Origin of the sequence: Chryseobacterium sp. 1B4 (assembly GCF_036631475.1) — a bacterium.
Lineage (GTDB): Bacteria > Bacteroidota > Bacteroidia > Flavobacteriales > Weeksellaceae > Chryseobacterium.
Map to the genome: position 1 here is coordinate 89,715 of NZ_JAPNUF010000008.1, position 26,461 is coordinate 116,175.

The following is a 26,461-nucleotide window of genomic DNA, read 5'->3' on the forward strand; positions in this document are numbered from 1 at the left end:
ATTCAAAACAAAAAAACGGACTTTAAAAGTCCGTTTCTATTTATGTTGAAATATCTATTTTCAAATATTAAGATCTCAACTCAGCATTGAATTCTTTCTGGAAAGATTTGATTAAAGAATCCATTACTTCTGTAATTTCTTTTTCTTCCAGTGTTTTCTCTTCGTTTAGCAGCTCGAAGCTCATGGCGTAAGACTTCTTGCCTTCAGGAAGATTTTTCCCTTCATACACATCAAACAGGTTAATGCTCTTAATGAATGGAGATTTATTCTTTTTGGCAGTCTGATATAGATCCTGATAGTTTACCGTTTTATCAATCAATAAAGCCAGGTCTCTTCTGATCTTGTTGAATTTCGGAATATCTTTGAATTTCAGTTCATTTTTAGAACGAAGTTCCTGAGCATATTCCAGTTCAATTTCCGCATAGAAACAATCCTGATCGATATCAAAATCTTTCAATAAAGCAGGTGCTACTTTTCCGATTCGTACCAATGCTTTACCTTCTGCCTCATATACCAATGCATCAGAGAATCTGTCATCCGTTAATGCCACTTCCTTATAATTTACAGCAAGTCTTTCCAATAAAACTTTAACATAAGCTTTAAGGTTATAGAAACTTACTGCAGATTTTGGCTGGAGCCAGTTTTCTGCAACATCTCTTCCTGAAACCAATAATGCCAACTGTTTTCTTTCTTCGTATTTATCTTTTTTGTGATAAATTTTTCCTAATTCGAAGAACTTGATATCCTGATTTTTTCGGTTGATGTTATATACTGTATTCTGAAGAAGCCCTTCCAGCAAAGACTTTCTCATGAACGCCAGATCTCCGCTTAAAGGATTCAATAGTTTTACGGCATCAGTTTCATCTTTTACAGAGGTTAATGAGTTGTTCATCACTTCGTTGAAACCAAGCCCCTGTAAAGTTCTTGCCCAGCTGTTCTCCAGTTCGTCCTGATCGTTTGCACTTAACTTAACAGGAGTAAACGAAATCTTCTGTGGAGCATCAATTTTATTGTATCCGTAAATTCTTAAGATCTCTTCAATCACATCAATTTCTCTTGTTACATCTGCTCTGTAAGCAGGAACGGAGATTTCAAAACCATTAGGAATTTCATTCAGAACCTGAATTTCCAATGCTTTTAGAATTTCCTTTACTTTTTCTCTATGGATTTTTGTTCCTAAAATCTGTTCAATTTTAGAGAATCTCAGGATCACATAGTTATCTTCTATTTTCTTAGGATATTCTTCCAGTAACTCTCCTACTAACTTCCCTTCAGCAATTTCCTGAATCATTTTGATCGCATGGGTAATTGCTGTCCTTGTAATATTCGGGTCTACTCCTCTTTCAAACCTGAAAGAAGCATCTGTATTCAGGCTGTGCGCTTTTGCCCCTTTTCTTACCGCAATCGGGTTAAAATAAGCACTTTCCAGGAATATTGTTCTGGTAGTTTCAGATACTCCTGACTTTTCACCACCGAATACTCCGGCAATACACATTGGGTTATCTTTACCGTCTTTGATCATGATTTCAGAACCGTTCAATGTTCTTTCTACACCATCTAAGGTAGTAAACTTCGTTCCCGGCTTTACAACGCCTACTTTCACTTTTTTGTCTGCAATTTTATCTGCATCAAATGCGTGAAGCGGTTGTCCGTAACCGTGAAGAATATAGTTCGTAATATCTACAACATTATTGATCGGGCTTAACCCAATCGCTTTCAGCCTGTCCTTCAGCCATGATGGTGATTCAGCTATTTTTACATCTTCAATAACAGCTCCGATATATCTTGGGCACAGTTCAGCATCTTCAATTTCAAGCTTGAAGTCATGAGTTCCCTCGCCATTCAAAGCTTCGGAAGCTACTTTATTAAACTGAGACTTTAGCTGGTTTGTAGAAAGATAAGCATGTAAATCTCTTGCAACACCATAGTGAGACATTGCGTCTGTTCTGTTGGGTGTTAATCCGATTTCAAAAACCTCATCATTAGTTAACTCAAAATAATCTGCAAAGTTTTTCCCTACCTCATATTTTGTTTCGTCCAGCACCATAATTCCTCCGTGATCATCGCTAAGACCTAATTCATCTTCAGCACAGATCATACCCTGAGAAACTTCTCCTCTGATTTTTGCTTCTTTGATTTCAAAAAAGTTTCCTGTTTTGTCATAGATTTTAGTTCCGACAACTGCCACAGGAACAGTCTGCCCTGCTTCTACGTTAGGAGCTCCGCAAACAATGTTCAGTACTTTTCCGTTTCCTACATCTACTGTTGTCTTCTTCAGTTTGTCAGCATTGGGATGTTTTTCGCAGGTTAATACTTTACCTACAACAATTCCTTCCAGGCTTCCTTTTACACTTTCAAATTTATCTATCCCTTCAACTTCAAGACCTATATCTGTAAGGAACTCACCGATTCTTTCAGTTTTTAATTCCGTTTTTACAAAGTCCTTCAGCCAGTTGTTTGATATTTTCATTTGTTAATCTATCTACTTATTTAATTCGTCAGATGAAATTAAGGGTTCATCTGCTCAATTTGAAACTTTATTTGAAATCCCACACCTTATTCAAGTGCAATTTTTCGAGCTACAAATGTCGTGTTTTTTTGAGAAATAGAGAAATTTAGAAGCGATTTTAAGATAATAAATTTTCGTTAATCTTTCTGTTACTAATTATGGAAACTATTGGTCCGACGGTCTTACCAGCTTCTTCAGGCTATCAGAAAATAATACCAACCCTCCGGCCATCATGATAATATCCTTCAATACAAGACGTCCTGCTCCGGACAGATAGGGAAAACCATATTGAGGTGTAGCGTAATCTCCACCCAGATTGGGGACGTAAACTTCAGGGGTCGTGATCAGAAATGACAGGGTAACCAATGACATTAAAAATGTTAAGGCTCCCCCAACGGCTCCTATTTTAGGAAACCAAATTCCAAGCAGTACAAGAAATCCTATCACTACTATCGTGGTTCCCAAGCCATAGGAAAAGGCATACGTTCTGTTTTCCTTTTGCCAGTCAATATTTTTCTGAATGATCTTCCCTTCCGGATTTTTGTACAGGGTATATTCTGCGACCAGCTTTTGATCTTTATTAAGGACTTTATTGCCTGCATTTTTGTAGAAGAAACTCATCAGCGGGCTGTTGGCTACGAAAGGTACAATTCCGTCGGCTTCGTAATGAAATGCCTTCAGGCCTCCAATCCAGGCCATAACAATGAAAATTGAAATTCTGAGAAAATTGAAAAAATATGTATCCCATTGTAGTAGTTGGTCGTAAAGTCTGTTATTTTTCATGTGATTATTTTTTTAACAAAGGTATCCACATGCATACAGCGCCAACATAGACATTTCAGGACATTACATGGACATTTTCGCCACCACCGAGATCCCAACTTTTTCTCTGTAATTTTTAGGTGAGCAGCCCACCGATTTTTTGAAATACCTGCTGAAATAAAATTCATCTGCAAATCCCAGCTCTGAAGCAATTTCCTTGACAGATCTGTAGGTTAAATGCAACAGTTTTTTAGATTCCAGGATAATTCTTTCATTGATAAGCTGAGTAGGTGTTTTGGCAAATTCTTTCTTTACCGCTTTGCTTAATGTATTATTGGTAATCTTCAGTTTGTCACTGTAAAATGACAGTTCCTTTTCATCTTTAAAATGGGATTCCAGCAGTTTCTGAAATTCTGCAGCATTTTTATTGGGAATTTTATCACCTGTAATCACGCTTTTTTCAATACTGCTTTTCTGTTTGCTTCCAATGGCAAGGATAAGCTGTATATAAGTTTTGATAATGGATTCTGAAAACTGATGTTTTTCCGATTCTTCTTTTTTGATGTGACTGAAAAGTTCGAGAATATAATGATAGCTTTCCTCTGTCAATTCAACTCCCGGATTCAGGTAAATATTATTGAAAAGAAGTCCGTTACAAGCTACTTCCTCTTTGTGATATTCTATACAGTAATAATCGCCATGAAAGAAAAGCACATGAATATCTTCCTCGGATTCAGAAGCCAGCTTCAACTTCTGGTAAGGAGAAAGAAACAGAATATTGTATCCGCTGTAAGAATAGTTGATGCCATCTACTGAGAAAATACCGGAACCCTTCCACAGAAAAACGCTATAGTTTTCAGTAGTGAATTCCGAGGGAAAATCCGAAGTGTGGTAAGAGTGGATTTTTATTTGCATGATTGAATCTTTTTAAACACTAATGACACTAATAGACTCACAAATAAACACTATCTTTTCAGTACTCTTTTGAATATGTTCTTTTCTCTGTAAGATATTCTGTTTTGCTTCCGTTACCGGTTCTGAAAAGAGTTTTGAGCGTATTCTTCTGTTTAGGTTTTGAAGGATCGGGAAGAAAGCATTGGAAATGTAAATGTGGGCCGTTTGTCCAGCCTGTATTGCCACTCAGTCCTATTAAATCACCTTTTTTAACTTCATCTCCAATTTTAACTTTAACTCCATTTTGTTTCAGGTGAAAATACTGCGCAATCGTTCCATCCGAATGTAAAATTGAAATATAATTAGCCTGATTAGCACAACTTGATGTAGGACATCCCGTATTATTACTCTGAACAGCATCAATGACTTTACCTTCTCTTGCCGCTGTAATTTCGGTTCCTTCAGGCATTACAAAATCTAAAGAGTTTTCATTCTGATGAGAAAACATTCCATTGTACCCCTGATAAACATTAAAGGATTTCCCTTTTTGAAAAGGCAGATCATAGGTATAGTCAGCATCATAGGTCTTTATTGTAGCATCTCCAGCCAAAGTGTAGTAAGCAGGCATTTTCTTGATTTTCCACCCTTTTCTTTTATCATTGACAACAAAATAAGCAATTCTGTTTTTCGTTGATTTGGGAGGCAGTACTCTGATCATTTTAAATGCTTCGGGACTCTTCAGATTTTCTGTTTCCGGCTGTTCGGAGAACGTTATTGAAATTGGATAGATTTCAATATTATCAGCATAGTAAGTGATAATATCTTTTGTGTGCTCATAGTACATTTTCGCACTCTTTTGCGAAAAAGCCCATAGAGAGCAAATAAGTGATCCGAGAATTGTTATTTTTTTCATGTTTATTAAAATGTTTTTACTATACTTTTACCCTGAAGCAAAAATATACAAAATTTCAAGTCGGGAATCATCCGCTAAAAATTTGAATGTCTTCCTAAAATTTCCAAACTCGCATGAATTGTCTGGTTCTCTATCGGATTACATTTAAATTTTCCTGATGCTCCTGATTTCTAAGTAGATTCCACCTCTTTCAACTATAAATCGGAAGGCAGGATTACAAAAAAAGCCGGAAAATTCCGGCTTTCTATTATTTGTCATCTTACTATTACAATCCGATTACCGGCATTGATAACATTAAGATATTTTCATTTTCTTCAAGACCATCAAGAGGTTCAATGATCCCCGGTCTGTTAGGCTGAGACATTTTCATTGTGATATCGTCAGATCCTAAAATGGTCAGCATTTCAGTTAAGAATTTGGAACTGAATCCGATATTGATATCTTCACCGTTGTAATCACATGGAATCTGCATGTCTGCTTTGTTTGCATATTCAGTATCTTCTGCATGAAGGTGAAGAATATTTCCGGAAAGCTTAAATCTTACCTGGTTGGTAGATTTGTTGGACATGATAGATGCTCTTTTGATCGCTCCTAACAACAGGTTTCTGTTGATTGTCAATACATTTGGATTTTCCTTTGGAATTACCGCTGTATAGTTCGGATATTTACCATCGATCAGTCTGCAGATCCAGATATGCTTACCAAAAGTAAATTTAGCCATATTCTCATTGAAGTCGATGGTAACGTCTTCATTGGAACTTGCCAGGATATTTTTGAAAATGTTAAGAGGCTTTTTAGGCATGATAAACTCCATCGGCTCAGCATTCATAAGGTCTGCTCTTTTATACACCACTAATCTGTGGGAGTCTGTAGAAACGAAATTGGTTTCATTTTCTCCAAACTGGAACAGTACACCTGTCATTACCGGACGAAGAGAATCGTTACTTGTAGCAAATAGTGTGTTTGTCAAAGCTTCAGACAAAACTCCTGCCGGCATCGTTACACTCTGTGAAGCGTCGAATTCCGGTAATTCAGGATAGTCATCAGCATTGTCTAATGCTACTGCGAAATTATCTTTTTCATCTAAAATCTCAAGCTGGCTTCCGGTACCTTCGGCATTGTCTTTTACAACAAATGTCAGAGGCTGTTCACCATAAGTCTTGATAAAATCCTGAAAAATTTTAGCAGGAACAGCAAATTTACCTGTATCATCAGACTTTACTTCCAGGGAAGTAACAAGAGTTGTCTCGCCGTCAGATGCTGTAATGGTAACATTATTTCCGTCTAATTCAAAAAGATAGTTTTCTAAAATCGGTCTCGATTGAGAGCTTGATATTACGCCACTTACAGTTTGCAAAGCCTTCTGCAGTTCACCACTTGAAATAATAAATTTCATAGATTTATAAAATAAGTTTCTACAAATATAATAAATAGATACAATAAAGAAAAGAATATTATGGAGGAGTTTTTAACAAAGATCCTTAATTTGTTTTGAGCCTTGATATTATACTTAGATTTCTGTGGATATACATTTTTTTATCAAATACAAGACCTATATTTGTGAAAAAACTTAGGAAATCATGCAAAAACCTCCCATCCATAAAAGTTTTCTCAATGCTTTCAGAGGTGTTTTCATGATGATTAAAACAGAGAGAAATTTCCGGATTGAGCTTTTTATATTCTTCATCAACCTCTTCTGTATTTTCTATTTCAGACTGAACAACACAGACGCAGCATTGGTTTTCATTGTCTCTTTTGCTGTTTTGAGTGCTGAAATTTTTAATACGGCTATTGAAAAGATCTGTGATATCATTCAACCTGACTTCGATAAAAGAATAGGCTTTATTAAGGATATTGCTGCCGGAGCTGTAGTTCTGACCGCCATTGCAGCAGTGATTGTCGGAATTCTGGTGTACTGTAAATATATTTTCAGCTGAGCCGGAAGAAAGAAGCTGAAGTTTCAGACCACCCCGTCAAAAATTCTTTGAATTTTCGCCACCCCTCCAGTGGAGGGGAATTTCACGTCTTAAGTTGGAAAGTTTGCGAAGTTTAGCGATCTTTTATTCTTTAACTTTTTATTTGACAGCGATGAAGATATCTACTTCTGCGTCTGAAGGATTTTGTGCTTTTTTTCCATAGGCTTCAAAATCGGCAGTAAATAGCCTTTCCAGATCCATTTCCCATATTTTCGTCCACTCGTTGATCACTAAATCTTTTGAAAGATCCCCTTTTGTGGTAAATTTTATATAATCTCCACCATCAAAAGAATAACCAGCCATTCCTTCCGGGATGTTCTCAAGACTTCCCACTTTACATCCAAGAACTGTAGTATAAGGTCTGGTATGGTCTTTTTCGTAATCTGTGTAAATGGAATAGATGGTATTGTCTACCCTGTTCGGGATTGAATTGAGGATATCTTCCCTGATCATTTTTTCCCATAATAAAGGGATGTCTTTTCCTGCCTGTCCATTTTCGTTAGTTGTTCTTACTGAGATTCCGATCACATTAAAAGGACCGACTTTTACTTTATTCATTTTTTGTTTTTGTTGTAGGACAAAGATAGGAACAGGTTGTGACAGGTGTATGTCAGCAGTTTTTTAACGTTTTGGCTGAAGCCGGTGAATTTTGCATTTATAAATGAGTGGGCTAAAGCCCACTCCTATTGGATATTTTATTCGTGGTATTTGTGGTAATATTAGTGTCATTAGTGTTTAAAATGGAAGTTTTGTATATAAACAATCTATCCATAGCCTTTGTCCATTCCGCAAGGTATCTAAACTTCATAAGCTATTAATCTGTGAGTATATGAAAGTATAGGTTCCTTGCTTTGCTCGGAATGACAAAGAGAGTGTTGACCAAAGATAAAATTACATGAGTTTAGTGCTTTAATTCTTATTGAAATTGCTTCGCTTTGCTTGCAATGACAGCATGGGGATGTTTTAAGATGGGGAACTATTTCCCGACATAAATAAATCCTTTCTTTCCGGATTTAAAAATGGCTTCAATTCTTTTGTAGTCATCCACTTCATATTCGTCTGCCTGAAGGATCTCCGCTTCGGTTACCTCAAAAAGCACACCTTCTATATGATCATTATCATTACCTGAAAACTTTAGCACCGGATGGTATTTCTGTCCGCTTTTTCTTAGTACTTCGGGATCTGTAATCTCAAGCATATGAAGTTGATATCCGGATAAAATATCTTTTTCTCCCTCTAAAAGTCTTCCGAAAGTTTCAAGCTGCACCTGTTCTTTCTGCAGGGTTCCATAAGAAAACAAATAAACCATTATAAATATTTTTCAATAATTGGTATAGCTACTTCAGCCATCATTCCATAGCCTTTTTCATTCGGATGCACACCGTCTGCAGAAAGCAGAACCTCTTTATCAGCAAGGAAAGCCGAATAGAAATCAATATACCCCAGCGAATGCTCTGCAGCAATATCTTTAAGAATCTGATTGTAGACAATCACTTCTTCATTGGTTCTCAATTTCCCTGAACTTACCACGACTCCGTTTACCTTTTCAGAAAAGGGAAGAATACTCACAAGATAAATTTCATTGGAAAACTGTCTGGCATGATTGACAGCCGTCGTAATATTTTTTTAAATTTTTCACGTGCTACAACCTGAATCCCACCTTTTACAGCAAGATCGTTGGCGCCATAGCTTAAAAATAATGTTCCCGTCAGCAGAATTTCTGGCCTCCAGTTCATGAGGAATTCTTTTGAGTAAGCCTTCTGTAGTTTCTCCACCTATTCCGAGATTGAAAAGAATCAGCTCATCTCCGTTTCCTTCATGAAATTTCTGTAAGGCATATCTTTTCAGAATATCTACCCATCCTCCAAAAATACCGTCATATTCCCCGTAAGTAATGCTGTCACCGAAGAACAGCCCGTAAGTAATCTTTTTCATTCAACTTTATTGTTTCCTGTTTTGTTAAAGTAAAAATAGGAAGAAAAACTATTCCGGGATTATTAAAACTTCTGAATTTATGGGATTTTAACGCAGGATCTTATTATTCTCTTAGTTCAAGGAAACAAAGGAAGAATCAACTTGTTGATTTGATGAAGGTGGCTGAAAAAGTTTCCACTCATTACTCATTACTCATTACTCATTACTCATCATTCTAATGTCAGCGTAATATTGGTATGTGATTCTATAATTTCCATCAGAATATCAAAGAGTGTCTGCCCTTTTCCTTCCAATAAATCATTTAATTTTTGTTGAATTAATTCTATGTTGAAGGGTTTTCCCTGCCTGATTTTATTTTCATAGAATTCACGGGTAGCATTAAAGCCTAAATTTTCTTTTGACTTTTGTGATTCTTTCCAGATGATTTCAATTTCTTCTTTATTTTCGAATACTCCGAAACCACCGTAGAGAATATCATCAAATCCATCCAATGTTCCTACCTTCCAATCCGCATTTTTCATCATGACGCTGGAAATTTCCTCATAGAAACCTGCCAAAGACGAAAAATGACCGCCATGGATGACGATCATTTTTCTTGTATTGTTATTTGAAGTATTCAACACCGTTTTTGAATATGTTGTGATAATTCGCGGTTGGTATGTTTTTCATGAGACCTTCAGCAAATCGTTCAGGGTGTCCCATTCTTCCGTATATCTTTCCACATGGACTGGTGATTCCTTCGATTCCGAATAATGAGTTATTCGGGTTGAAAGGCATCCCATGGGCAATATTTCCGTCAAGATCAATGTACTGGGTTGCAATCTGCCCGCTTTCATACAGTTTTCTGATTTCTTCTTCTGAAGCCATGAAACGTCCTTCTCCGTGAGAAATAGGAATAGTGAAAGTCTGATCTTTCATTCCTTTTAACCAAGGGCTTTCATCATTTACTACTTTTACCGTTACCATTTGGGAAATATGCCTTCTGATCGCGTTGTGAGCTAACGTTGGAGAATTTTCATCCAGATCTTTTATTCTTCCATAAGGCAGCAATCCTGATTTTACAAGTGCCTGGAACCCGTTACAGATCCCGATGATCATACCATCCCTGTCTAATAATTCATGAACTGCATTTTTCATTTTCTCGTTTTTCAGAACGTTTACAATGAATTTTGCAGAACCATCCGGCTCATCCCCTGCGGAGAAACCTCCGGAGAAAGCCAGAATCTGAGAAGTTCTGATCTCTTCTACCCAGGCATCAATACTTTCATCCAGTAACTGGTGATTGATATTGATCAAAGGAAGGCTGCTTACTACAGCACCTTCTTTTTGGAATGCATTCAGTGTATCATATTCACAGTTGGTTCCCGGGAATACCGGAGCAAATACTTTTGGTTGAGCAATACCGTGCTTTTTAATGATGATATTTCTTGGATGAATTGAGTTTGATTTTTCATCAATTTCAACCGTGATCTTTTCCTTTTCAACTGTTGGGAAAAGATTTTCGAATGTATTGGTATTGGCTGCTACAAGGTCTGTAATGTTAGATTCAAGACCATTGATTTTTAAAGTCCCTGAATCTTTTACTTCTCCGATAAACTGAAGAGCTGCTGAGCTTAATTCTTCTTTTGCTTCAATGATTAAGCTTCCGATATTTTTAGCCAATAAAACAGTTTCATCAGCATTGATTTCAGCTCCTAACCTGTTTCCGAAGCTCATTTTTGCTAATGCTACGGCAAGACCTCCTTCTTTTACTGTTTTCACAGAAACAATTTTTCCTGCTTTGATATTTTCGAAGATCAATTCAAAAACTTCTTTTAAAGCATCATAGTTTGGAAGTCCGTTTTCCCGGGCAGTGTGATTGAAGAAATACAGTTTGTTTCCTGCATTTTTCAGTTCAGGAGAAATGATATTTTCTTTGTCTCCGTTGGCACATGCAAAAGAAATCAAAGTCGGCGGAACATTCAGATCCTGGTACGTTCCACTCATGGAATCCTTTCCTCCGATAGCTGCAAGACCTAAATTGATCTGCGCATCATAAGCTCCTAAAAGTGAAGCTAAAGGTTTCCCCCATTTCTCAGGGTTTTGTCCTAACTTTTCGAAGTATTCCTGGAAGCTCAGTCTGATGTTTTTATAATCACCTCCCATTGCCACGATCTTCGCAACACTTTCCACTACGGCATAAGATGCTCCTAACAGAGAGTTTTGTTTTGAAATTTCAGCATCGAATCCCCAGCTTGCCAAAGAAACGGTTTTAATATCTTTTGCTCCTAAAACCGGTAGTGTCTGCACACTTCCCTCCATCAGGGTCTGCTGGTATTTCCCTCCTAAAGGCATTGCTACTGTTGTGGCCCCGATTGAAGAATCGAACATTTCAAGCAATCCTTTCTGGGAAGCTACGTTTTTATCTTTTAGGGTGTTCAGGAAGTTTTCTGCTGTGAAAGCTTTTGTTTCTTCTTTTACTTCTTCAAGATGAGTGATTTTCACTTCCTGGGATTTTGAACATCCGTTGGTATCTAAGAAAGCTCTTGAAAGGTCTACAATTTTGTCTCCTTTCCAGAACATCTGCATTCTTCCTGAATCTGTTACTTTTGCTACTTCTACCGCAACAATGTTTTCAGCTTCACAGAATTTGATGAATTTTCTTTATCCTGAGGATCTACCACCACAGCCATTCTTTCCTGAGATTCGGAAATAGCCAGTTCGGTTCCGTTTAATCCTTCGTATTTTAATGGCAATACGTCAAGATTTACTTCTAAAGAGTCTGCAATTTCACCGATTGCCACAGAAACACCTCCTGCTCCGAAGTCATTTGATTTTTTGATCAGCTTCGTTACTTCAGGATTTCTGAATAGTCTCTGAATTTTACGCTCTTCCACAGCATTTCCTTTCTGAACTTCTGAACTCATGGTGTGGATAGAAGTCTCGTCCTGCTCTTTTGAACTTCCGCTTGCTCCTCCTACTCCGTCACGGCCTGTGGCTCCTCCTAAAATAATGATTGAATCGCCATTGGCAGGTTTCTCACGTCTTACCCAATCTACTGGAACAGCTCCGGTAACGAAACCTACTTCCATTCTCTTGGCTTTGTAGCCTTCGTCATAGATTTCGGAAACCATTGTCGTAGCAAGACCAATCTGGTTACCATAAGATGAATATCCGTTGGCTGCCTGTTTCGTAATGGTTTTCTGAGGTAATTTTCCTGGTAATGTTTTATCTACCGGCTCCAAAACATCTGCAGCACCTGTTAATCTCATGGCCTGGAATACGAAAGATCTTCCCGACAAAGGATCTCTGATTGCTCCTCCCAAACAGGTGGAAGCTCCTCCGAAAGGTTCAATTTCCGTAGGGTGATTGTGTGTTTCGTTTTTGAATAATAAATACCAGGGTTCTTTTTTACCGTCATATTCTGCTTCGATCTGAATGGTACAAGCATTGATCTCATCAGAAATTACAAGGTTTTCAAGGTTTCCGGTTTTATGGAAATATTTACCGCATACTGTTGCCAGATCCATTAAGGAAATCGGCTTCAGCTCACGGCCTAAGAATTTTCTTTTTTCGATATAATCATTGAAAATAGTTTCCAATGTGTGTTTGAACTGGCCTTCAAACTGAATGTCTGACAATTCTGTTTCGAATGTCGTATGACGACAGTGATCGCTCCAATACGTGTCTAATACTTTTAATTCTGTTTCCGTAGGATTTCTTTCTTCAATTTTGAAATATTCCTGGATGAATTTCAGGTCATCCAATCCTAATGCAAAACCATGATTGTTATAGAAGGTTTCAAGTTCCGAATCATTGAAATTAATAAAATTTTCGTGAATGATCACTTTTGACGGTGTTTCTTCTGCAGGAATATCCAGAACAGAAAAGTCTTTTTCCTGAGATTCTACTTTATTGATCAGAAGGTCTTTGATTTTAACCAAATCAGCTTCGGAAACCCCTTCAAATTCGATCAGTTTTCCACTTCTTACTTTTGATTTTTCATTTTCAGTCAGCAAAGCGATACACTGCTGTGCAGAATCTGCTCTCTGATCATACTGTCCCGGTAAAAATTCCATTCCGAAATGAATAGCCTTTGCAAGGTTTTCTGTATGCAAAATATCAGTAACAGGGTCTACGAAAGTGTTGTTCACCACTTTTTCAAATTCTCCGTCGTTCAGATTGAAAATATCGTACACATTGTATACTTTCACGCTTTGAACTGCCGGAACCACCGCTTTTACTTCATCAAAAATTTTTGGACTTTCAACATCGAAAATTCCTCTTTTTTCTACGAAAATTCTTTTGTTATTAGACATTAGATGTCAGATTTTTAATATTAGATTTATTTTTCTTTTTACTTTTGCTGAGTTAAAGCTTCTTTCTTTAAACCCATCTATATTGGAAACTTTTGAAAGAGATTTTCTCTCCAGCCATTATTCCGTACAAATTTAAAGGAATAAGTCGTATGTTCTTCAAATTTGAACTTCCGAATTTCCAATTTTATATTATTTATTGATAAATTTATTCGGATTATCCTTATGCTCTTTCTGAAAGTCCTCTGCATTTTTTATTTCTTCTTTCAGCCAGTTTTCGAAAGGAACTTTTTTATCATTATAATCTTCTATGGCATAAAATGTTTTACCATCTTCTGAGACCAGGAATTTGAAACGATAAAGCATATCCAGATCCTTTTTCCTGTAATCATAGGTATTCACCTGATAATAGGGGAAATTTTCTTTTGGTCTTTCTACGATTTCAAAAAACAGGTTCTTTTCTTTTTCAGACAGTTTATTGTAAAAGTTCACATAATAGAGGTCTGAAAGCTTTTTCTTCTGCTTTTCAAAGAACTGAAGGATTTTCTTCTCCTTGTCATTGTACTGAAACGGATTAGGATAGTATTTACCCTCTATTTCAACATCCTGAGCTGTTGGTTTTGTTAATGGCTGAACAGTTTCTCCTTTGACATTCATTACTCCCCATTTTCCACCTACAATAGATCTGTGTTCATCATTTGTTTTTTCCCAGTCACAGCCATCACAGAATGCAGCATATCCGTAATTGAAGGGAGATGCAAAATCATGCTCAGCCTCAATAACTGTTTTTGCATTTCTGTCTACAAATCCTACCTTTCCGTTTTTAACAAATCTTCTCAGCCCTTCAGAGAAATAATCTGCTCCATTGTCGTAAGAATAGGGCTGGTAAAGAAAATTTCCTTTTCTGTCAAAGACAACTCCCCAGGAATTTTCTCAATTTTACTTTTATCAGCCAGAGAAGAATCAAAAAAATAGTATTATTTGTACTCTCAACAATTTCGTTGTCTTTCATTCCTGTAAGATTAATAAACTGCGCCGGAATAATAATCTCCCCTTTTTGATTTTTCACCCCCACCAAACTGTCCTTGGAAATAAAATATTTTAACACCTCTTTTTCCTGAGAAAAAGACATGACCGGCATCAATAAAATGGTTAAAAACAGTTTTTTCATAGTTGAGGCTGGAAATAAAATATGCAGCCGAAAAGACTGCATATTGTTTTATACTTTAAGATCAGCTTCCAATCCTATTAAGTCTTTGTTTTGGTCTATAATCGGCTGTACCTCGTTCTTGACGAATTCCTCCGTCTGAATCGGCGCGAAACCAATAAAGTTTTTAGGATCTAAAACTTCTTTCAGTTTTGATTTGTCTAGTTTTAAGGAATCATCATTCAGGATTCTTTCGATAAGGTCATTTTCTTTTCCTTCTTCTTTCACTTTCTTGGAAGCTTCCATAGAATGAACTCTGATTACCTCGTGGATTTCCTGACGGTCACCACCTGCTTTTACTTCTTCCATGATGATATATTCTGTCGCCATGAAAGGAAGTTCTTCCATAATATGCTTGTTGATCCTGTTCGGATATACAACGATTCCGTTCAGGATGTTATTCCAGATTAACAGAATAGCATCCACCGCTAAGAACGCCTGAGGAATGGTTAATCTCTTGTTGGCAGAGTCATCCAATGTTCTTTCAAACCATTGTGTAGAAGCTACCATTGCAGAACTTGTTGTCAGAGACATTACATATTTTGCCAATGCTCCGATTCTTTCGCTTCTCATTGGGTTACGTTTGTAAGCCATTGCCGATGAACCGATCTGGTTTTTCTCGAATGGTTCTTCAATTTCCTTAAGGTTCTGAAGTAAACGTAAATCGTTTGTGAATTTATGGGCAGATTGTGCAATATTCCCTAATAAAGCAACTACTTTCGCATCAATTTTCCTATCGTAAGTCTGTCCGGAAACCCCGAAAACCTTATCAAAGCCAAATCTTTTTGAAAGTTCTTTATCTAAGTGCTTTACTTTGGAATAATCTCCGTTGAACAATTCAAGGAAACTTGCAACAGTTCCTGTAGTTCCTTTTACTCCTCTGAAACGAAGTGTTTCAAGGAAGAAATCCAGTTCTTCGATGTCAAGAACCAAACTCTGTAACCAAAGGGTAGCTCTTTTTCCAACTGTTGTCAACTGAGCCGGCTGGAAGTGTGTGAATCCTAAAGTCGGAAGGTCTTTATACTGAATAGCAAAATCTGCTAAGTTCTTCATGACGTTAACCAACTTTTTCTTTAAGATTAAAAGTCCGTCACGGATCTGAATTAAGTCCGTATTGTCTCCTACAAAAGCTGAAGTTGCTCCAAGGTGGATAATTCCTTTTGCCGAAGGCGCCACATCCCCGTAAGCGTGAACGTGAGCCATTACATCATGACGGAATTTTTTCTCATACTCTGCTGCTTTCTCATAATCGATGTTTTCAGCATTAGCTTTTAACTCAGCGATCTGCTCGTCTGTAATTTCAAGTCCAAGGTCTTTTTCGATTTCAGCAAGAGCTATCCAAAGCTTTCTCCAATTCTGGAATTTGTTATTGTGTGAGAAGTTAAATAACATTTCTTCACTGGAGTAGCGCTCTTCCAATGGATTTTTGTAGGAATTCATTCGTTCTTTTACTTTTTAGATGTACAAAAATACGGTTTTTCAGTGAGAGATGAAAATCCAGCTTTGATGATTTTCATTCATGATTTTACTTATACTTTGTCTTGAAACAAAAGCATGCAAAAGTTCAAGACGGAATCATCCGCTAAAAATTGGAATGGACTCTTAAAATTTCCAAACCCGCATGGATCATCCGGTTCTGCTTCGGTTCTGAACAAGTCCCATGCTCAGACAGTGGAATTTTTTAACGGATTCCATTCAAATTTTCTTAACGCTCCTGATTCCTAAGTCGATTGATGGGAAAGCACATAAAAAAGCTATCCCATTTCTGGGACAGCCTGTTTTTACTATTTTTAATTAGTTACTCGATAATAAGTCCGCATGGTGACCCTACCGGAATGCATTTTCTTTCCAATGAACACCAGAAGTACCCAGCAAGACACATCGGGATACCGCCCTGAACAGTTTTTAATTCTCTTTTCGAAAGTTTTCTTAGATTTTTCATAGTAATATTTTTTGATTTTCTCCTACTCTATATGCTTTTCGGATTACGCTTTAATTTGGTAATACCAATATACATATTTTTGGAATACAAAAACATAACATGTTCATTTTATAATATTTACAATAAAATTTGTTTATTAACTTTGGATGATCAATTTTGTATGTTAATATAGTTTCTTAAAACAAGGAATAAAAAAACCTCCGCTGTTGCAGAGGTTTTGTTTTATTTGTGGACATGAGCGGACGCTCGCGCCAGTGGGGAGCTCACAGCTTTAAAACTCATTAATTTTCATCATTATAGGTAATTTCGACTCTATTATTTTGATTTAATGTGATTCCATTACTATCCTCTATGTCATCTTCTTCAACTAAAAATAAACTATTTTGCTTTATTAGAATCCATTGATAAGGTTCATCACATATAATATTATCATTAACAACAACATCTTCATGAATCTTATTTGAGATAGCTATACCTACAGAAACGTTGTTATTAAGTTTAAGTTCTCTAGCTCTTCCTTCATCTATACAATAAATATTCAACTCAACTTGAAACTCCGAAATATCATCTAATATGCGGTTCTCGAATTTAATTAAACTTTTTTATCATCCATGAGATTACTAATTTCTTTTATATCATAGTTAAAAATCTCTTTTAATAACTTAATAATATAATTATCGTTTCTTTTTCTCCTTAAATAACAAATAAAATGAATCATATTAATATTTATTTATAAACTCTTTTGCAAAGTTAATATCTATATTAGATACACCGGCTCCTTTTAAGGCTTGATCTACTTTATTAGTAGGTACCGTTTTCATCAATTGTATTGCTTTAATTTGCCCTTGAGATAAATCTTGAAATTCGGGAGCTCCTCCACTTCTAGGAAATAATGTTTGACCCTCATTTTTTATACCATAAATTCTACCATTAATAATTACATCTCCATTTCCATTATTTGCATTCGAGAAATTGCCAGCATTGTATGTGGTTATATCCAAATCTAATATTTCTTTTGGAGCAAAAGTTCCTGCACGTGTTTTCCCTCCCGCTATTGAAGTAGAATTTAAATTGTGACGACCATTTATTTTTGCTGAAAACTTTGGTGTACTTTTAGGAACATATCTAGAATATCTAAATCCATTAGCATCCTGCATTGCGGAACCAAAAGCTACAGCAATAGATAATAAGACTCCTTCATTCGTATCAGGTATTGTAAAGTTTCCAGGGATACTACTATGTGCTAAATCTTCTGCTGCTTGAGCCGTTCCTGCCTCAACAGGCTCATCTAACCATTGCCCAATAGATTCTAAAAGACCTACTTCAACTTGGTTACTCTTCTTTACATTACTTTCTTTTTTGTTAGCATATCCCCAAGCTCCAAAATCTCCCAACACTATCCCAGGCACGACGCAATCCTCCATGAGGACAATTCGGGTCATCACACATTCCATCAGAATCTAACCTGTTAATTGGGTTTCCAGAACAATAATTATATGGTGTTTTATTATGTGAATGGTCTGCCAACGGGTCAACAACACCCCATCGTCCTAAGTCAGGCATATAGAATCTCGCTCCATAATCATACATTCCAGTCTCTTGCAACTCTTTGCCATTATATTTGTACTTATAACTTGGATTTCCTGCTAATGCATTATATCCCTCATGCTTCAATCCAAACGGATAATAATTACTCTCTTCAATGATCTCTGTTCCTGCTCCACTTTTAGTATAACTTAATCTGGTATTTCCAAGGTGGTCCGTATAATTATACACATACTTTCCGGTTTCAACATTAAAATATCCTTCTGCTGTAGGGAAGAATTTCAATATTGAATTCATATACTGGAAGCCATCCAGATAATCGGTGGTTTCTGTTCCGAAAACCTTTCTTACTTTCACTCCGTCTGCCCGGTAAATATAATCTGTTACTTTTGAGTTTTGGGTAATCTTACCCGGTAAATTTAGATAATTATATTGGATGGAGGAAATTCCTTTATCCAATTGGGTGGTCATATTTCCGTTGAGATCATAAGTAATGGTGCTTCCTGTACTTCCTGATGCTAACGGATATCCGCTGATGGCATTTCCGGTTCCAATTTCTTTAAGGTAAGATAATTTATTACTTTGTTCCCCGTTTTCATAATGGTATTCCAGATTGTCCATTACTTCAGGGGCTGTATATCCCGGAAGCTGTCTTCCTCTTCTTAAAAGCGTTTTTATGTTTCCGTTAAGATCGTAAGTCAACTGTTCATGATATTCTCCTCTTTCCAAATTCATGGCATCCCAGAAGCGCCCTTCTTTAAGTCGGTTAAGCGCATCGTATTCATAGGAGTAATTTCTCAGTACCGCATCATTCTGGGTAATCCATGACATCTGGGAAATATTTCCATTATACCTCGCAGAACCTGAAAACTGGCTGTTTGGATTATTATAACGCAGTTCGTATGCAAAAAGTTTATTCTGCAGATTGGAAGGATCATTCACTTTTGTCATCCAGCCTCTGATATTGTAGGCATACTTTATACTTTGCAGTGGGCTACCTGTAGTATTTCCTACGTTTTTCGTCTGCAGCTGCCCCAGATCATTGTAAAGATTTTCAGCCAGAAGCTCCTGAGCCCCTCCATTTACCTGGTTCCAGTGTCTGACTAGTCTTTCCTGGTGATCATATTCAAAGGTTTTTAAGACATGAAAATTATTTTAATGTGGTATTCTGTAAATCATACTATTAATAATCAAATTCAATCTATTTATATCTATTTTCATTCTATTATGATGTAAAAATATCCATCAACAACGACAAAACTTGTCGTATAAAAATTTATCAATTCATTTTAATGCACAAAAAAACCACTCTTCCGAGTGGCTTCCATTTTTAAATCTGATCTATTGATAGATAACAACATCATTTTTTTGATCTGGTAACTTTTTTTGTAGGGTGTCAGAATATAGCTGTCTTTAATGTGAGAACCGCTTTTCCAGACTTTTTCTTTGCCTTCTTTATCCAGAATAATGCTCTTAGCCATTCCATCCGGAATAAAAATTTCAGCTTTTTTCATGTTTTTACTGAAAATTACGGCTGTCATTGAAGTATAGCTTTTATCCGGGTTAACTTCTTTGAGCTTTATTTTCTGACTGAAAGTTTTTATACAGTCGTTTTTTAACTGTGAGTAGGTGTATCCTGCAGAACCGATACAGCCGTGAACATCTCTGTCACCTCCTAGGACAGGAGCACTTTTCTGTGCAAAAACTATGGAACCAAGGGACAAGGCACTGAGTAAAATTATTTTTTTCATAGGTAAAATTTTTGTTTTCTGATTGGTTAAAATATCACAAAAAGTGATATTAATTAATTTCTCTCTAAGGTACAAAAAAAACCACTCCTGGGAGTGGTTTTTTCATCTTAAATCTGATCTACTGATAGATCACGATATTATCTTTCTTAAGCTGGTATCCGTTTTTCTTGTAAGGAACCAATGTATAGCCATCCTTTTTCCATGCTTTGGCTTTACCCGCTCTGGTTAGGATAATACTTCCTGTCTCTGCATCTTTAACAAAAACTTCAGCCTTTTTCATGTCTTTGCTGAAAATAACTGCAGCTATGGAAGTATAGCTTTCTTTTGGAGCTACTTCTGTCAACTTGATTTTCTGTTCAAAAGTTCTTACACAGTCTTTTTTAATCTGAGAGTAAGTATACCCTGCAGAACCGATACAGCCATGTGCATCCCTGTCACCACCTACTTTGTGAGTTTGTTGTGCGAATACCAAAGAACCAAGGAACATTGTACTCAATAAAATTGTTTTTTTCATGTCGATTTGCATATAATAGTAATTACCGAGGTATTATTAAAAATCATGCCAAAAAAGACATAATACACAATTCTGTGAGTAACTTTCCTATATTATTTGGTCCAGTTAATTTTTGAGTGTTGTACCTGATCAGAACTTGTTCCAATCATGATGTCGAATTCGCCTGGTTCCCAGTCATATTTCAATTCTCCGTTATAGAACTTCAGATTTTCAGGAGTAATATCGAAAGTTACTTTTTTAGATTCTCCTTTTTTAAGAAATACTTTCTGGAAGCCTTTTAATTCTTTTACCGGTCTGGTAATACTTCCTACCATATCTCTGATATACAGCTGAACGACTTCAGCACCATCATAGTTTCCTGCATTGGTTACTGTAACAGATGCCTGTACAGTCTGATTTCCTTTCGGGTTGGTATTGGAAACTGTCATATCGGAATAGTTGAATTTCGTATAGCTCAAACCGTATCCGAAGGCATATAAAGGTGTATTACATTCATCCATATAGTTTGAACGGAACCTTTCATACGTACATTTGTCCACTTTATCCTGACTTAGCGGACGGCCTGTATTCTTAGCATTATAATAAATAGGAACCTGCCCAAGGCTTCTTGGGAAAGTCATCGGAAGCTTTCCGGAAGGATTTACTTTTCCGAACAGAACATCTGCAATTGCATTTCCTGCTTCAGATCCTGCAAACCATGCATTCAGGATAGCATCCGGAGTATCTTTTACATTCGTTAAGGCTAATGGGCGTCCTGTGAAAAGAACCATTGCAATAGGTTTTCCGGTTTTTTCAATTCATTTAATAAGTCAACCTGAGACTGAGGAATGGTGATTTCCGTTCTTGAAGAAGATTCCCCGCTCATTTCAGCAGATTCTCCGATTGCCAGAACAATAACATCAGCTTTGTTCGCCACCTCTACAGCTTCCTTTAACAACTCTTCTTTGGAACGGTTGTCTCTGTCTGTTTTTTTACCGTGTGCCGCATAGATTTCTTCTAATTTAGCATCATAATCTATATTGGCTCCTTTTGCAGATAAAAATTCAACTTCTTTTCCGTAGTTTGACTGTAATCCCTGCATTAAAGAAACTGATGAAGCATGTTTTGTAGCGACACTCCATGTTCCGGCCATATTCATGGAGTTATTGACCAATGGTCCGATAACGGCAACTGTTCCTGATTTTTTCAAAGGCAATACCTGATTGTCGTTTTTCAGCAAAACCATGGATTGGGCAGCGGTGCTTCTTGCTATATTACGGTTTTCCATATTATAGACTTCTTTTGCCGCCAGTTTTGCGTCACCGTGTTTGTATGGGTTATCAAATAAGCCAAGATCATATTTTGCTTCAAGAATTCTTCTTGCCGCCATATCAATTTCAGCCTGTGTAACTTTTCCTTCTGCCAGGGATTTTTTTAATGTTGTCAAAAAACCTTCTCCCACCATGTCCATATCAACTCCTGCCTTTAAAGCTAAAGCAGAAACCTGCTGAAGATCTCCCATACCATGGTCTACCATTTCATTGATACCGGTATAGTCTGTTACTACAAATCCTTTAAATTTCCACTGGTTTCTCAATACTTCAGTCTGAAGCCATCTGTTCCCTGTGGCAGGCACACCATCCACTTCATTAAAAGAAGCCATTACAGAGGCAACACCTGCATCAACAGCCGCTTTGTATGGTGGGAAATATTCGTTGAACATTCTCACATGGCTCATATCAACAGTATTGTAATCTCTTCCTGCTTCTCCGGCGCCGTATAGTGCAAAGTGCTTTACACAAGCTAAGATATTACTCCCGTTCGCCAGATCTTTCCCCTGGTATCCATATACCATATTTTTGGAAATTTCACTTCCCAGATAAGGATCTTCTCCTGAACCTTCCGATACCCTTCCCCATCTTGGTTCCCGGGAAATATCCACCATTGGAGAGAATGTCCAGTTGATTCCGTCAGAAGCAGCTTCTCTGGCTGCTACTCTTGCAGACTGCTGGATAAGATTCATATCCCATGAAGCCGCTAAACCTAAAGGAATGGGAAAAGTGGTTTCATAACCGTGAATAACATCCATTCCAAAGATCATAGGGATTTTCAGACGGCTCTTTTCCACAGCTACTTTCTGAACAGCTTTGATCTTCTCTGCTCCTTTTATATTGAATAATCCTCCTACTAATCCCTGTTCCACTTTCTTTCCGATATCAGAGCTCTGCGCCTGGCCTGTAGTGAAATCTCCGGAAGTCGGCAGATTCATCTGACCGATCTTTTCATCCAATGTCATTTTAGATAAAAGATTGTCTACAAAAGCTTTCTTTTTGGCCTGATACTGAGCCGTCTGATAGGACTGAACGGGCTTCGTTACCATTTCCTGCGCGGAAATTACGGGAGCCAATGCTAAAGTGGCGATTACAATTAACTTTTTCATAAATCTATCTTCTTAAATTATTGTTTTATATTTTTTGCTTTAATTTGATGGGTCTATTTTTCAATCATTGTGTGTCAGATTACTTATTTTTCTTTTTCGACAGCATCCATTCATATAATACAGGATCTGAATAGGTTGAATCCCATGAATTATGATTATCATTCGGGAAGATAACCAATTCTGCCGTTGGATTGACAGGGTGCAGCTTCTGATAAAAATTAAAAGCATTGGCAGGAAGTACAATATCATCCATTCCTCCATGAAATATTTTCATATTCAGATCTTTAAACCGATGAATATTGGCGGTCATCACCTGATCTGTAGGAGCACATACAGAAGCTACTGCCGCAAACATTTCAGGATGTTCCATGGCCAGCTTCAAGGTTCCCCATCCTCCCATAGAAAGCCCGGTAAGGTAGATACGGGAAGCATCTATTTTATATTTTTTCTGGATTTCTTTAATCAGATTATAAACCGTAACCGTATCCCACCATATTCCTTCCGGACACTGGGGTGCGAGAATAGCTACCGGTTCCTTGATCAGATTTTTATAGGTAAACGGACTGTGTGTCTTTACCAGATCAAGATTAGTTCCACGCTCTCCTGAACCGTGAAGGAAAACCAGTAACGGTACGTTTCCTTTTACATTCTGCGGGTAATCCAGAACGTAAGACATTTTTTCCTGTCTTTTAATTTCTTTATTGAATTCCGCTTTTATTTCCTGCGCATTCACCTGTAGTGAAAGCGGCAGCAGTAAAAGCGGGAGGTGTTTCAGTTTTAATTTCATATTATCAGGTTTTGGCTAAAGCCACGGATTTGAATCTTTTTATTTTAAACAGGCTAAAGGCCGTTTCTATTGAATTTACTTGAGTCCATATTTAGCTGACTGAAAGCTTAGTTTTTTCAATCCCTGCTGAATTTCAGGGGCATTCATAAACAGCTTCCAAAGGAATCCTGATCTGTAATTTTCAATCATTGGGGCAATGGTTCCCTGATCAATAGCCAGATATCTTGGGGTAAACCAGTTGTTGTTATGGATAGAAGTGGCATCATAAGGTCCTGCAGATCCTATGAATTCAGGTTTTTGGGTATATATAAACCTCAGGAAAGCCATCGATTCTTTGGGTGTATATGGAAAACTGCTCAATGCAGCTGTAGGGGTTATCACTCCGTTATCATTGGTAGGCATGTGTGCCGTGTATCCTGTACTTCCATCCTCATTTCTTGTGTAACCGGCTGTCAGTCCCCAATAGTTAGGCCCGTAGCCTTTCCACTGTTTAGGATTCTCAACACAGTATTTATAGTCGATAAGGGTTTGATTTTTATTGACCTCAAAGTAATTTTTCACAAGTTTATCAGATAATCCTGTCGGATCAAGCCCGATATATGAATATTGTGCCCAGAAAAGCGGGCCGCCGTATTCTTCGGCATAGTTATGTTTTACATACAGAGGTAATCCGTATTTTGTTTTGTCTGTAAGATAGGTTCCGTTTCTGGTCCAGCCTTTATAGTAAGTTTCGGCATCAATGGAATAGGTAGGTGAAGATGCTGCTAAGATATAGGTGATCAGACATTCATTATATCCTTCAAGAGGAAAGTTCATTTCCCATTGGTATTCCGGTGACCAGTGCCAGTAAAGGACTTTCTCTCCTCCTTTGGTATACCAGTTCCACTGGATTCCTTTCCACAGCTCGTCACATTTTGCTGCAAGGGCTTTTTCTTCTGCATTTCCGTTTTTAAAATATTCACGGACCATCAGTATTCCTGAAGTCAGGAATGCCGTTTCTACAAGATCACCGCCATTATCTTTTTTACCGAAAGGAACTGTTTTCCCGGTTTCCCCGTTAATCCAATGTGACCAGGCTCCTTTATGACGGTCTGCCTTGGCCAGAAAATCCATGATATGGGTAAGCCTTTTCACAGCCTCCTTTCTTGGAACAAATCCCCTTTCCACTCCTACCAGAATAGTTGCCAGGCCGAATCCTGAGCCTCCTGTCGTGATCACGTGCTTATCGTTATCCGGATAAATATTGTCTTCATGGTAACGTTCTCTTCCCAGCATTGAGTTGGGTTCTGCATAGTCCCAGAAGTACTTTAAAGCATCTTTCTGTACTCTGTCCATCAGTTGTTCATCCGTGATATTGCTTTTTACGACTTCAGGTTTTCCAGCTTCCTGCTTAGCGACAGGAGTGTTTTTACAGGAATACACAAAGAATAAAGAGGTAATAGCCATTGATAATACGTTCCTTTTCATGAGATCTCTTTTTATAGGGTTTCTAACTAAAAGAAGAGGAGAACTTTCATTCTCCTCTAAAGTTTTATTGATTAAATTTAATAGCCGGGGTTTTGTGCTGACAATCCACCTGCTTCCATTATAAAGTCTTGTGGTAGTGGGAATAGTTCATGTTTTCCAACGATGAATTTTTTACCACCATCAGCTGCCATAGCCGCTTGTGCTTGTCCGGTTCTTACCAGATCAAACCATCTGTCATGTTCGAAAGCAAGTTCCAGTCTTCTTTGTTTCCAGATATCCAATCTTACGTCTGCCTGAGAAGAAGCAGGAGTATTTCCGATATTAGCTCTGTTTCTTACCTGGTTCAGGAAAGGAATAGCTGCGGATGTTTGTCCTAATTCGTTCAATGCCTCAGCTTTGATTAATAATACTTCAGCATATCTCAGGTAACGAATGTTGACGTCTGTTGAAGCCTGATCTCTATAATTGGACGAATAAGCCTTATAATTATAAAATTTATTTTCTGTATTTGGACCCACATAATATCCATCATATAAAGTCATATCTCTATGGATAATCGTAGCATCTCTTCTGGAATCTGTTGCAGAGTACGCATCATACAAACCTTGGGTTGGCGTAGCAAATCCCCAGCCCCAGCCTGTAGTACCTCTGGCTCCCTGAACCTGACTGTACTGTTGAATTGCTCTTCCCGCCGTTCCTCCAGTACCATTGATTTCAAATATAGACTCAGCATTATTTTCTCCAGAAACCTTATAGATATCCTGGAAATTAGGTGTTAATGAGTAACCTGTAACCAAATTAGTTTCATCTACAGCCAATTGCCATTTCTTCTGATATAAGTACACTTTAGCTAAAAGCGCATGGGCAGCACCAACAGATGCTCTCCCTATATTACCTGCCCCATAGGCTGATTTATTGGGAAGAACAGCTATGGCATCTTTAAGATCCTGTTCAATGAAGGCATAAATTTCTTCCTTACTTTTTCTGGTAAGTGTCATTTGTTTATCAGCCTCAACTCCTGTTACGGGAACATGATCTACTAACGGAACCCCACCAAAAGATCTCACCAGTGTAAAGTACATAAATGCTCTTAAAAACTTTGCCTCTCCTGTTAATCTCTGACGTAATTGTGGGTCTGCTTTATCTAATTGAGGAAGATATTTCAATGCCTGATTACATCTGTTAATACCCTGATAATTGGATGCAAACAACTCTTTGAATGATGGAGTTGCTGCGTTAAAATTCAATGCATCAAGAATATCCTTATCAGAACCTGAATCACTTGGGCTTGAACCTTTGTCGGCATCATCTGAAACAATAGACGTGACACCAATCCAGGCAAAAGTACTCATATTCCAATCTAAGAACTTAGCATATATAGCGGTTACCAAGCTGTTAGCCCCTTCATTATTATTATATATTTCACCCAAAGCAGCTTCGGGAATTTTTTCTGTAGGAGACACATCAATAAAGTCATTGCTGCAACTCTGGTTAACAGCTCCTAAAATTAAAAATGCAGCTGCTATGATATATTTCTTATTCATT

General features: G+C 37.4%; 23 protein-coding genes and 3 pseudogenes. 1 reads left to right on the forward strand and 25 read right to left on the reverse strand.

The features are described 5' to 3' along the window. Nucleotides 1-67 precede the first annotated feature (67 nt). The 5 genes from pheT to dnaN all read right to left on the reverse strand — a co-directional run bounded on the left by pheT (nt 68) and on the right by dnaN (nt 6,474). The gene (pheT, locus tag OWR28_RS16450) at nt 68-2,470 is read right to left on the reverse strand and encodes a phenylalanine--tRNA ligase subunit beta (protein ID WP_332387584.1); all 2,403 of its coding nucleotides are present in this window, start codon (nt 2,468-2,470) and stop codon (nt 68-70) included. A gap of 204 nt (nt 2,471-2,674) precedes the next feature. Further along, nucleotides 2,675-3,292: a DUF417 family protein gene (locus tag OWR28_RS16455; protein ID WP_332387585.1), complete on the reverse strand. Its 618-nt coding sequence runs from the start codon at nt 3,290-3,292 to the stop codon at nt 2,675-2,677. Between the two features lie 63 nt (nt 3,293-3,355). Next, nucleotides 3,356-4,186 (reverse strand): helix-turn-helix domain-containing protein, encoded by an 831-nt coding sequence (locus OWR28_RS16460; protein WP_332387586.1) that lies wholly within the window; start codon nt 4,184-4,186, stop codon nt 3,356-3,358. 58 nt (nt 4,187-4,244) lie between these two features. Further along, nucleotides 4,245-5,009, reverse strand: coding sequence for a M23 family metallopeptidase (locus OWR28_RS16465; protein ID WP_332387587.1), 765 nt, complete (start codon nt 5,007-5,009; stop codon nt 4,245-4,247). A gap of 334 nt (nt 5,010-5,343) precedes the next feature. Beyond that, nucleotides 5,344-6,474 carry a DNA polymerase III subunit beta gene (gene dnaN, locus OWR28_RS16470; RefSeq protein WP_034699704.1) on the reverse strand — a complete coding sequence of 377 codons (1,131 nt, stop codon included), beginning with the start codon at nt 6,472-6,474 and terminating at the stop codon, nt 5,344-5,346. 184 nt (nt 6,475-6,658) lie between these two features. Between dnaN and OWR28_RS16475 the strand changes: the two genes are divergently transcribed. After that, nucleotides 6,659-7,015, forward strand: coding sequence for a diacylglycerol kinase family protein (locus OWR28_RS16475; RefSeq protein WP_332387588.1), 357 nt, complete (start codon nt 6,659-6,661; stop codon nt 7,013-7,015). Between the two features lie 138 nt (nt 7,016-7,153). Here OWR28_RS16475 and OWR28_RS16480 read toward each other — a convergent pair whose 3' ends face one another. The 20 genes and pseudogenes from OWR28_RS16480 to OWR28_RS16575 form a co-directional block, all read right to left on the reverse strand. Next, complete coding sequence (locus OWR28_RS16480; protein ID WP_332387589.1) at nt 7,154-7,612, reverse strand: GyrI-like domain-containing protein; 459 nt, start codon at nt 7,610-7,612, stop codon at nt 7,154-7,156. Between the two features lie 418 nt (nt 7,613-8,030). Then, nucleotides 8,031-8,363: a gamma-glutamylcyclotransferase family protein gene (locus OWR28_RS16485; RefSeq protein WP_332387590.1), complete on the reverse strand. Its 333-nt coding sequence runs from the start codon at nt 8,361-8,363 to the stop codon at nt 8,031-8,033. After that, nucleotides 8,363-8,674 (reverse strand): SGNH/GDSL hydrolase family protein, encoded by a 312-nt coding sequence (locus OWR28_RS16490; protein ID WP_494168482.1) that lies wholly within the window; start codon nt 8,672-8,674, stop codon nt 8,363-8,365. Before OWR28_RS16490 ends, OWR28_RS16485 begins: the two co-directional genes overlap by 1 nt. A gap of 15 nt (nt 8,675-8,689) precedes the next feature. Continuing rightward, nucleotides 8,690-8,989: an SGNH/GDSL hydrolase family protein gene (locus OWR28_RS16495; protein WP_332387592.1), complete on the reverse strand. Its 300-nt coding sequence runs from the start codon at nt 8,987-8,989 to the stop codon at nt 8,690-8,692. A gap of 209 nt (nt 8,990-9,198) precedes the next feature. Further along, nucleotides 9,199-9,612, reverse strand: coding sequence for a barstar family protein (locus OWR28_RS16500; RefSeq protein ID WP_332387593.1), 414 nt, complete (start codon nt 9,610-9,612; stop codon nt 9,199-9,201). After that, nucleotides 9,593-13,287, reverse strand: a pseudogene (locus tag OWR28_RS16505) (phosphoribosylformylglycinamidine synthase). The gene OWR28_RS16500 and the pseudogene OWR28_RS16505 overlap by 20 nt, the downstream one beginning before the upstream one ends. Before the next feature lie 189 nt (nt 13,288-13,476). Then, nucleotides 13,477-13,941: a hypothetical protein gene (locus OWR28_RS16510; protein WP_332387594.1), complete on the reverse strand. Its 465-nt coding sequence runs from the start codon at nt 13,939-13,941 to the stop codon at nt 13,477-13,479. Nucleotides 13,942-14,046: 105 nt separating this feature from the next. Next, nucleotides 14,047-14,124, reverse strand: a pseudogene (locus OWR28_RS16515) (hypothetical protein); the annotation flags it as partial. A gap of 67 nt (nt 14,125-14,191) precedes the next feature. After that, entirely contained in the window at nt 14,192-14,455 is a 264-nt protein-coding gene (locus OWR28_RS16520) for a hypothetical protein (RefSeq protein ID WP_332387595.1), read from the reverse strand. Nucleotides 14,456-14,503: 48 nt separating this feature from the next. Further along, nucleotides 14,504-15,931, reverse strand: coding sequence for an adenylosuccinate lyase (gene purB / locus OWR28_RS16525; protein WP_332387596.1), 1,428 nt, complete (start codon nt 15,929-15,931; stop codon nt 14,504-14,506). 358 nt (nt 15,932-16,289) lie between these two features. Further along, nucleotides 16,290-16,433 carry a bacteriocin-like protein gene (locus tag OWR28_RS16530; RefSeq protein ID WP_332387597.1) on the reverse strand — a complete coding sequence of 48 codons (144 nt, stop codon included), beginning with the start codon at nt 16,431-16,433 and terminating at the stop codon, nt 16,290-16,292. Nucleotides 16,434-16,714: 281 nt separating this feature from the next. Then, entirely contained in the window at nt 16,715-16,975 is a 261-nt protein-coding gene (locus OWR28_RS16535; protein ID WP_332387598.1) for a hypothetical protein, read from the reverse strand. Between the two features lie 177 nt (nt 16,976-17,152). Beyond that, entirely contained in the window at nt 17,153-17,827 is a 675-nt protein-coding gene (locus OWR28_RS16540) for a hypothetical protein (RefSeq protein ID WP_332387599.1), read from the reverse strand. After that, nucleotides 17,796-18,929: an RHS repeat-associated core domain-containing protein gene (locus tag OWR28_RS16545; RefSeq protein WP_332387600.1), complete on the reverse strand. Its 1,134-nt coding sequence runs from the start codon at nt 18,927-18,929 to the stop codon at nt 17,796-17,798. The genes OWR28_RS16540 and OWR28_RS16545 overlap by 32 nt, the downstream gene beginning before the upstream one ends. A gap of 338 nt (nt 18,930-19,267) precedes the next feature. After that, a complete protein-coding gene (locus tag OWR28_RS16550; protein ID WP_332387601.1) occupies nt 19,268-19,729 on the reverse strand; it encodes a hypothetical protein in 462 nt (153 codons plus the stop codon). Nucleotides 19,730-19,847: 118 nt separating this feature from the next. Then, nucleotides 19,848-20,243 carry a hypothetical protein gene (locus OWR28_RS16555; protein WP_332387602.1) on the reverse strand — a complete coding sequence of 132 codons (396 nt, stop codon included), beginning with the start codon at nt 20,241-20,243 and terminating at the stop codon, nt 19,848-19,850. Nucleotides 20,244-20,335: 92 nt separating this feature from the next. Next, nucleotides 20,336-22,662 (reverse strand): annotated as a pseudogene (bglX, locus tag OWR28_RS16560) (beta-glucosidase BglX). A 79-nt stretch (nt 22,663-22,741) separates the two neighbouring features. Further along, nucleotides 22,742-23,449, reverse strand: a complete 708-nt coding sequence (locus OWR28_RS16565) for a prolyl oligopeptidase family serine peptidase (RefSeq protein ID WP_332387603.1) — start codon at nt 23,447-23,449, stop codon at nt 22,742-22,744. A gap of 75 nt (nt 23,450-23,524) precedes the next feature. Further along, a complete protein-coding gene (locus OWR28_RS16570; RefSeq protein WP_332387604.1) occupies nt 23,525-24,916 on the reverse strand; it encodes a glucoamylase family protein in 1,392 nt (463 codons plus the stop codon). Between the two features lie 77 nt (nt 24,917-24,993). Beyond that, nucleotides 24,994-26,460, reverse strand: coding sequence for a RagB/SusD family nutrient uptake outer membrane protein (locus tag OWR28_RS16575; RefSeq protein ID WP_332387605.1), 1,467 nt, complete (start codon nt 26,458-26,460; stop codon nt 24,994-24,996). Between the last annotated feature and the right edge of the window lies 1 nt (nt 26,461).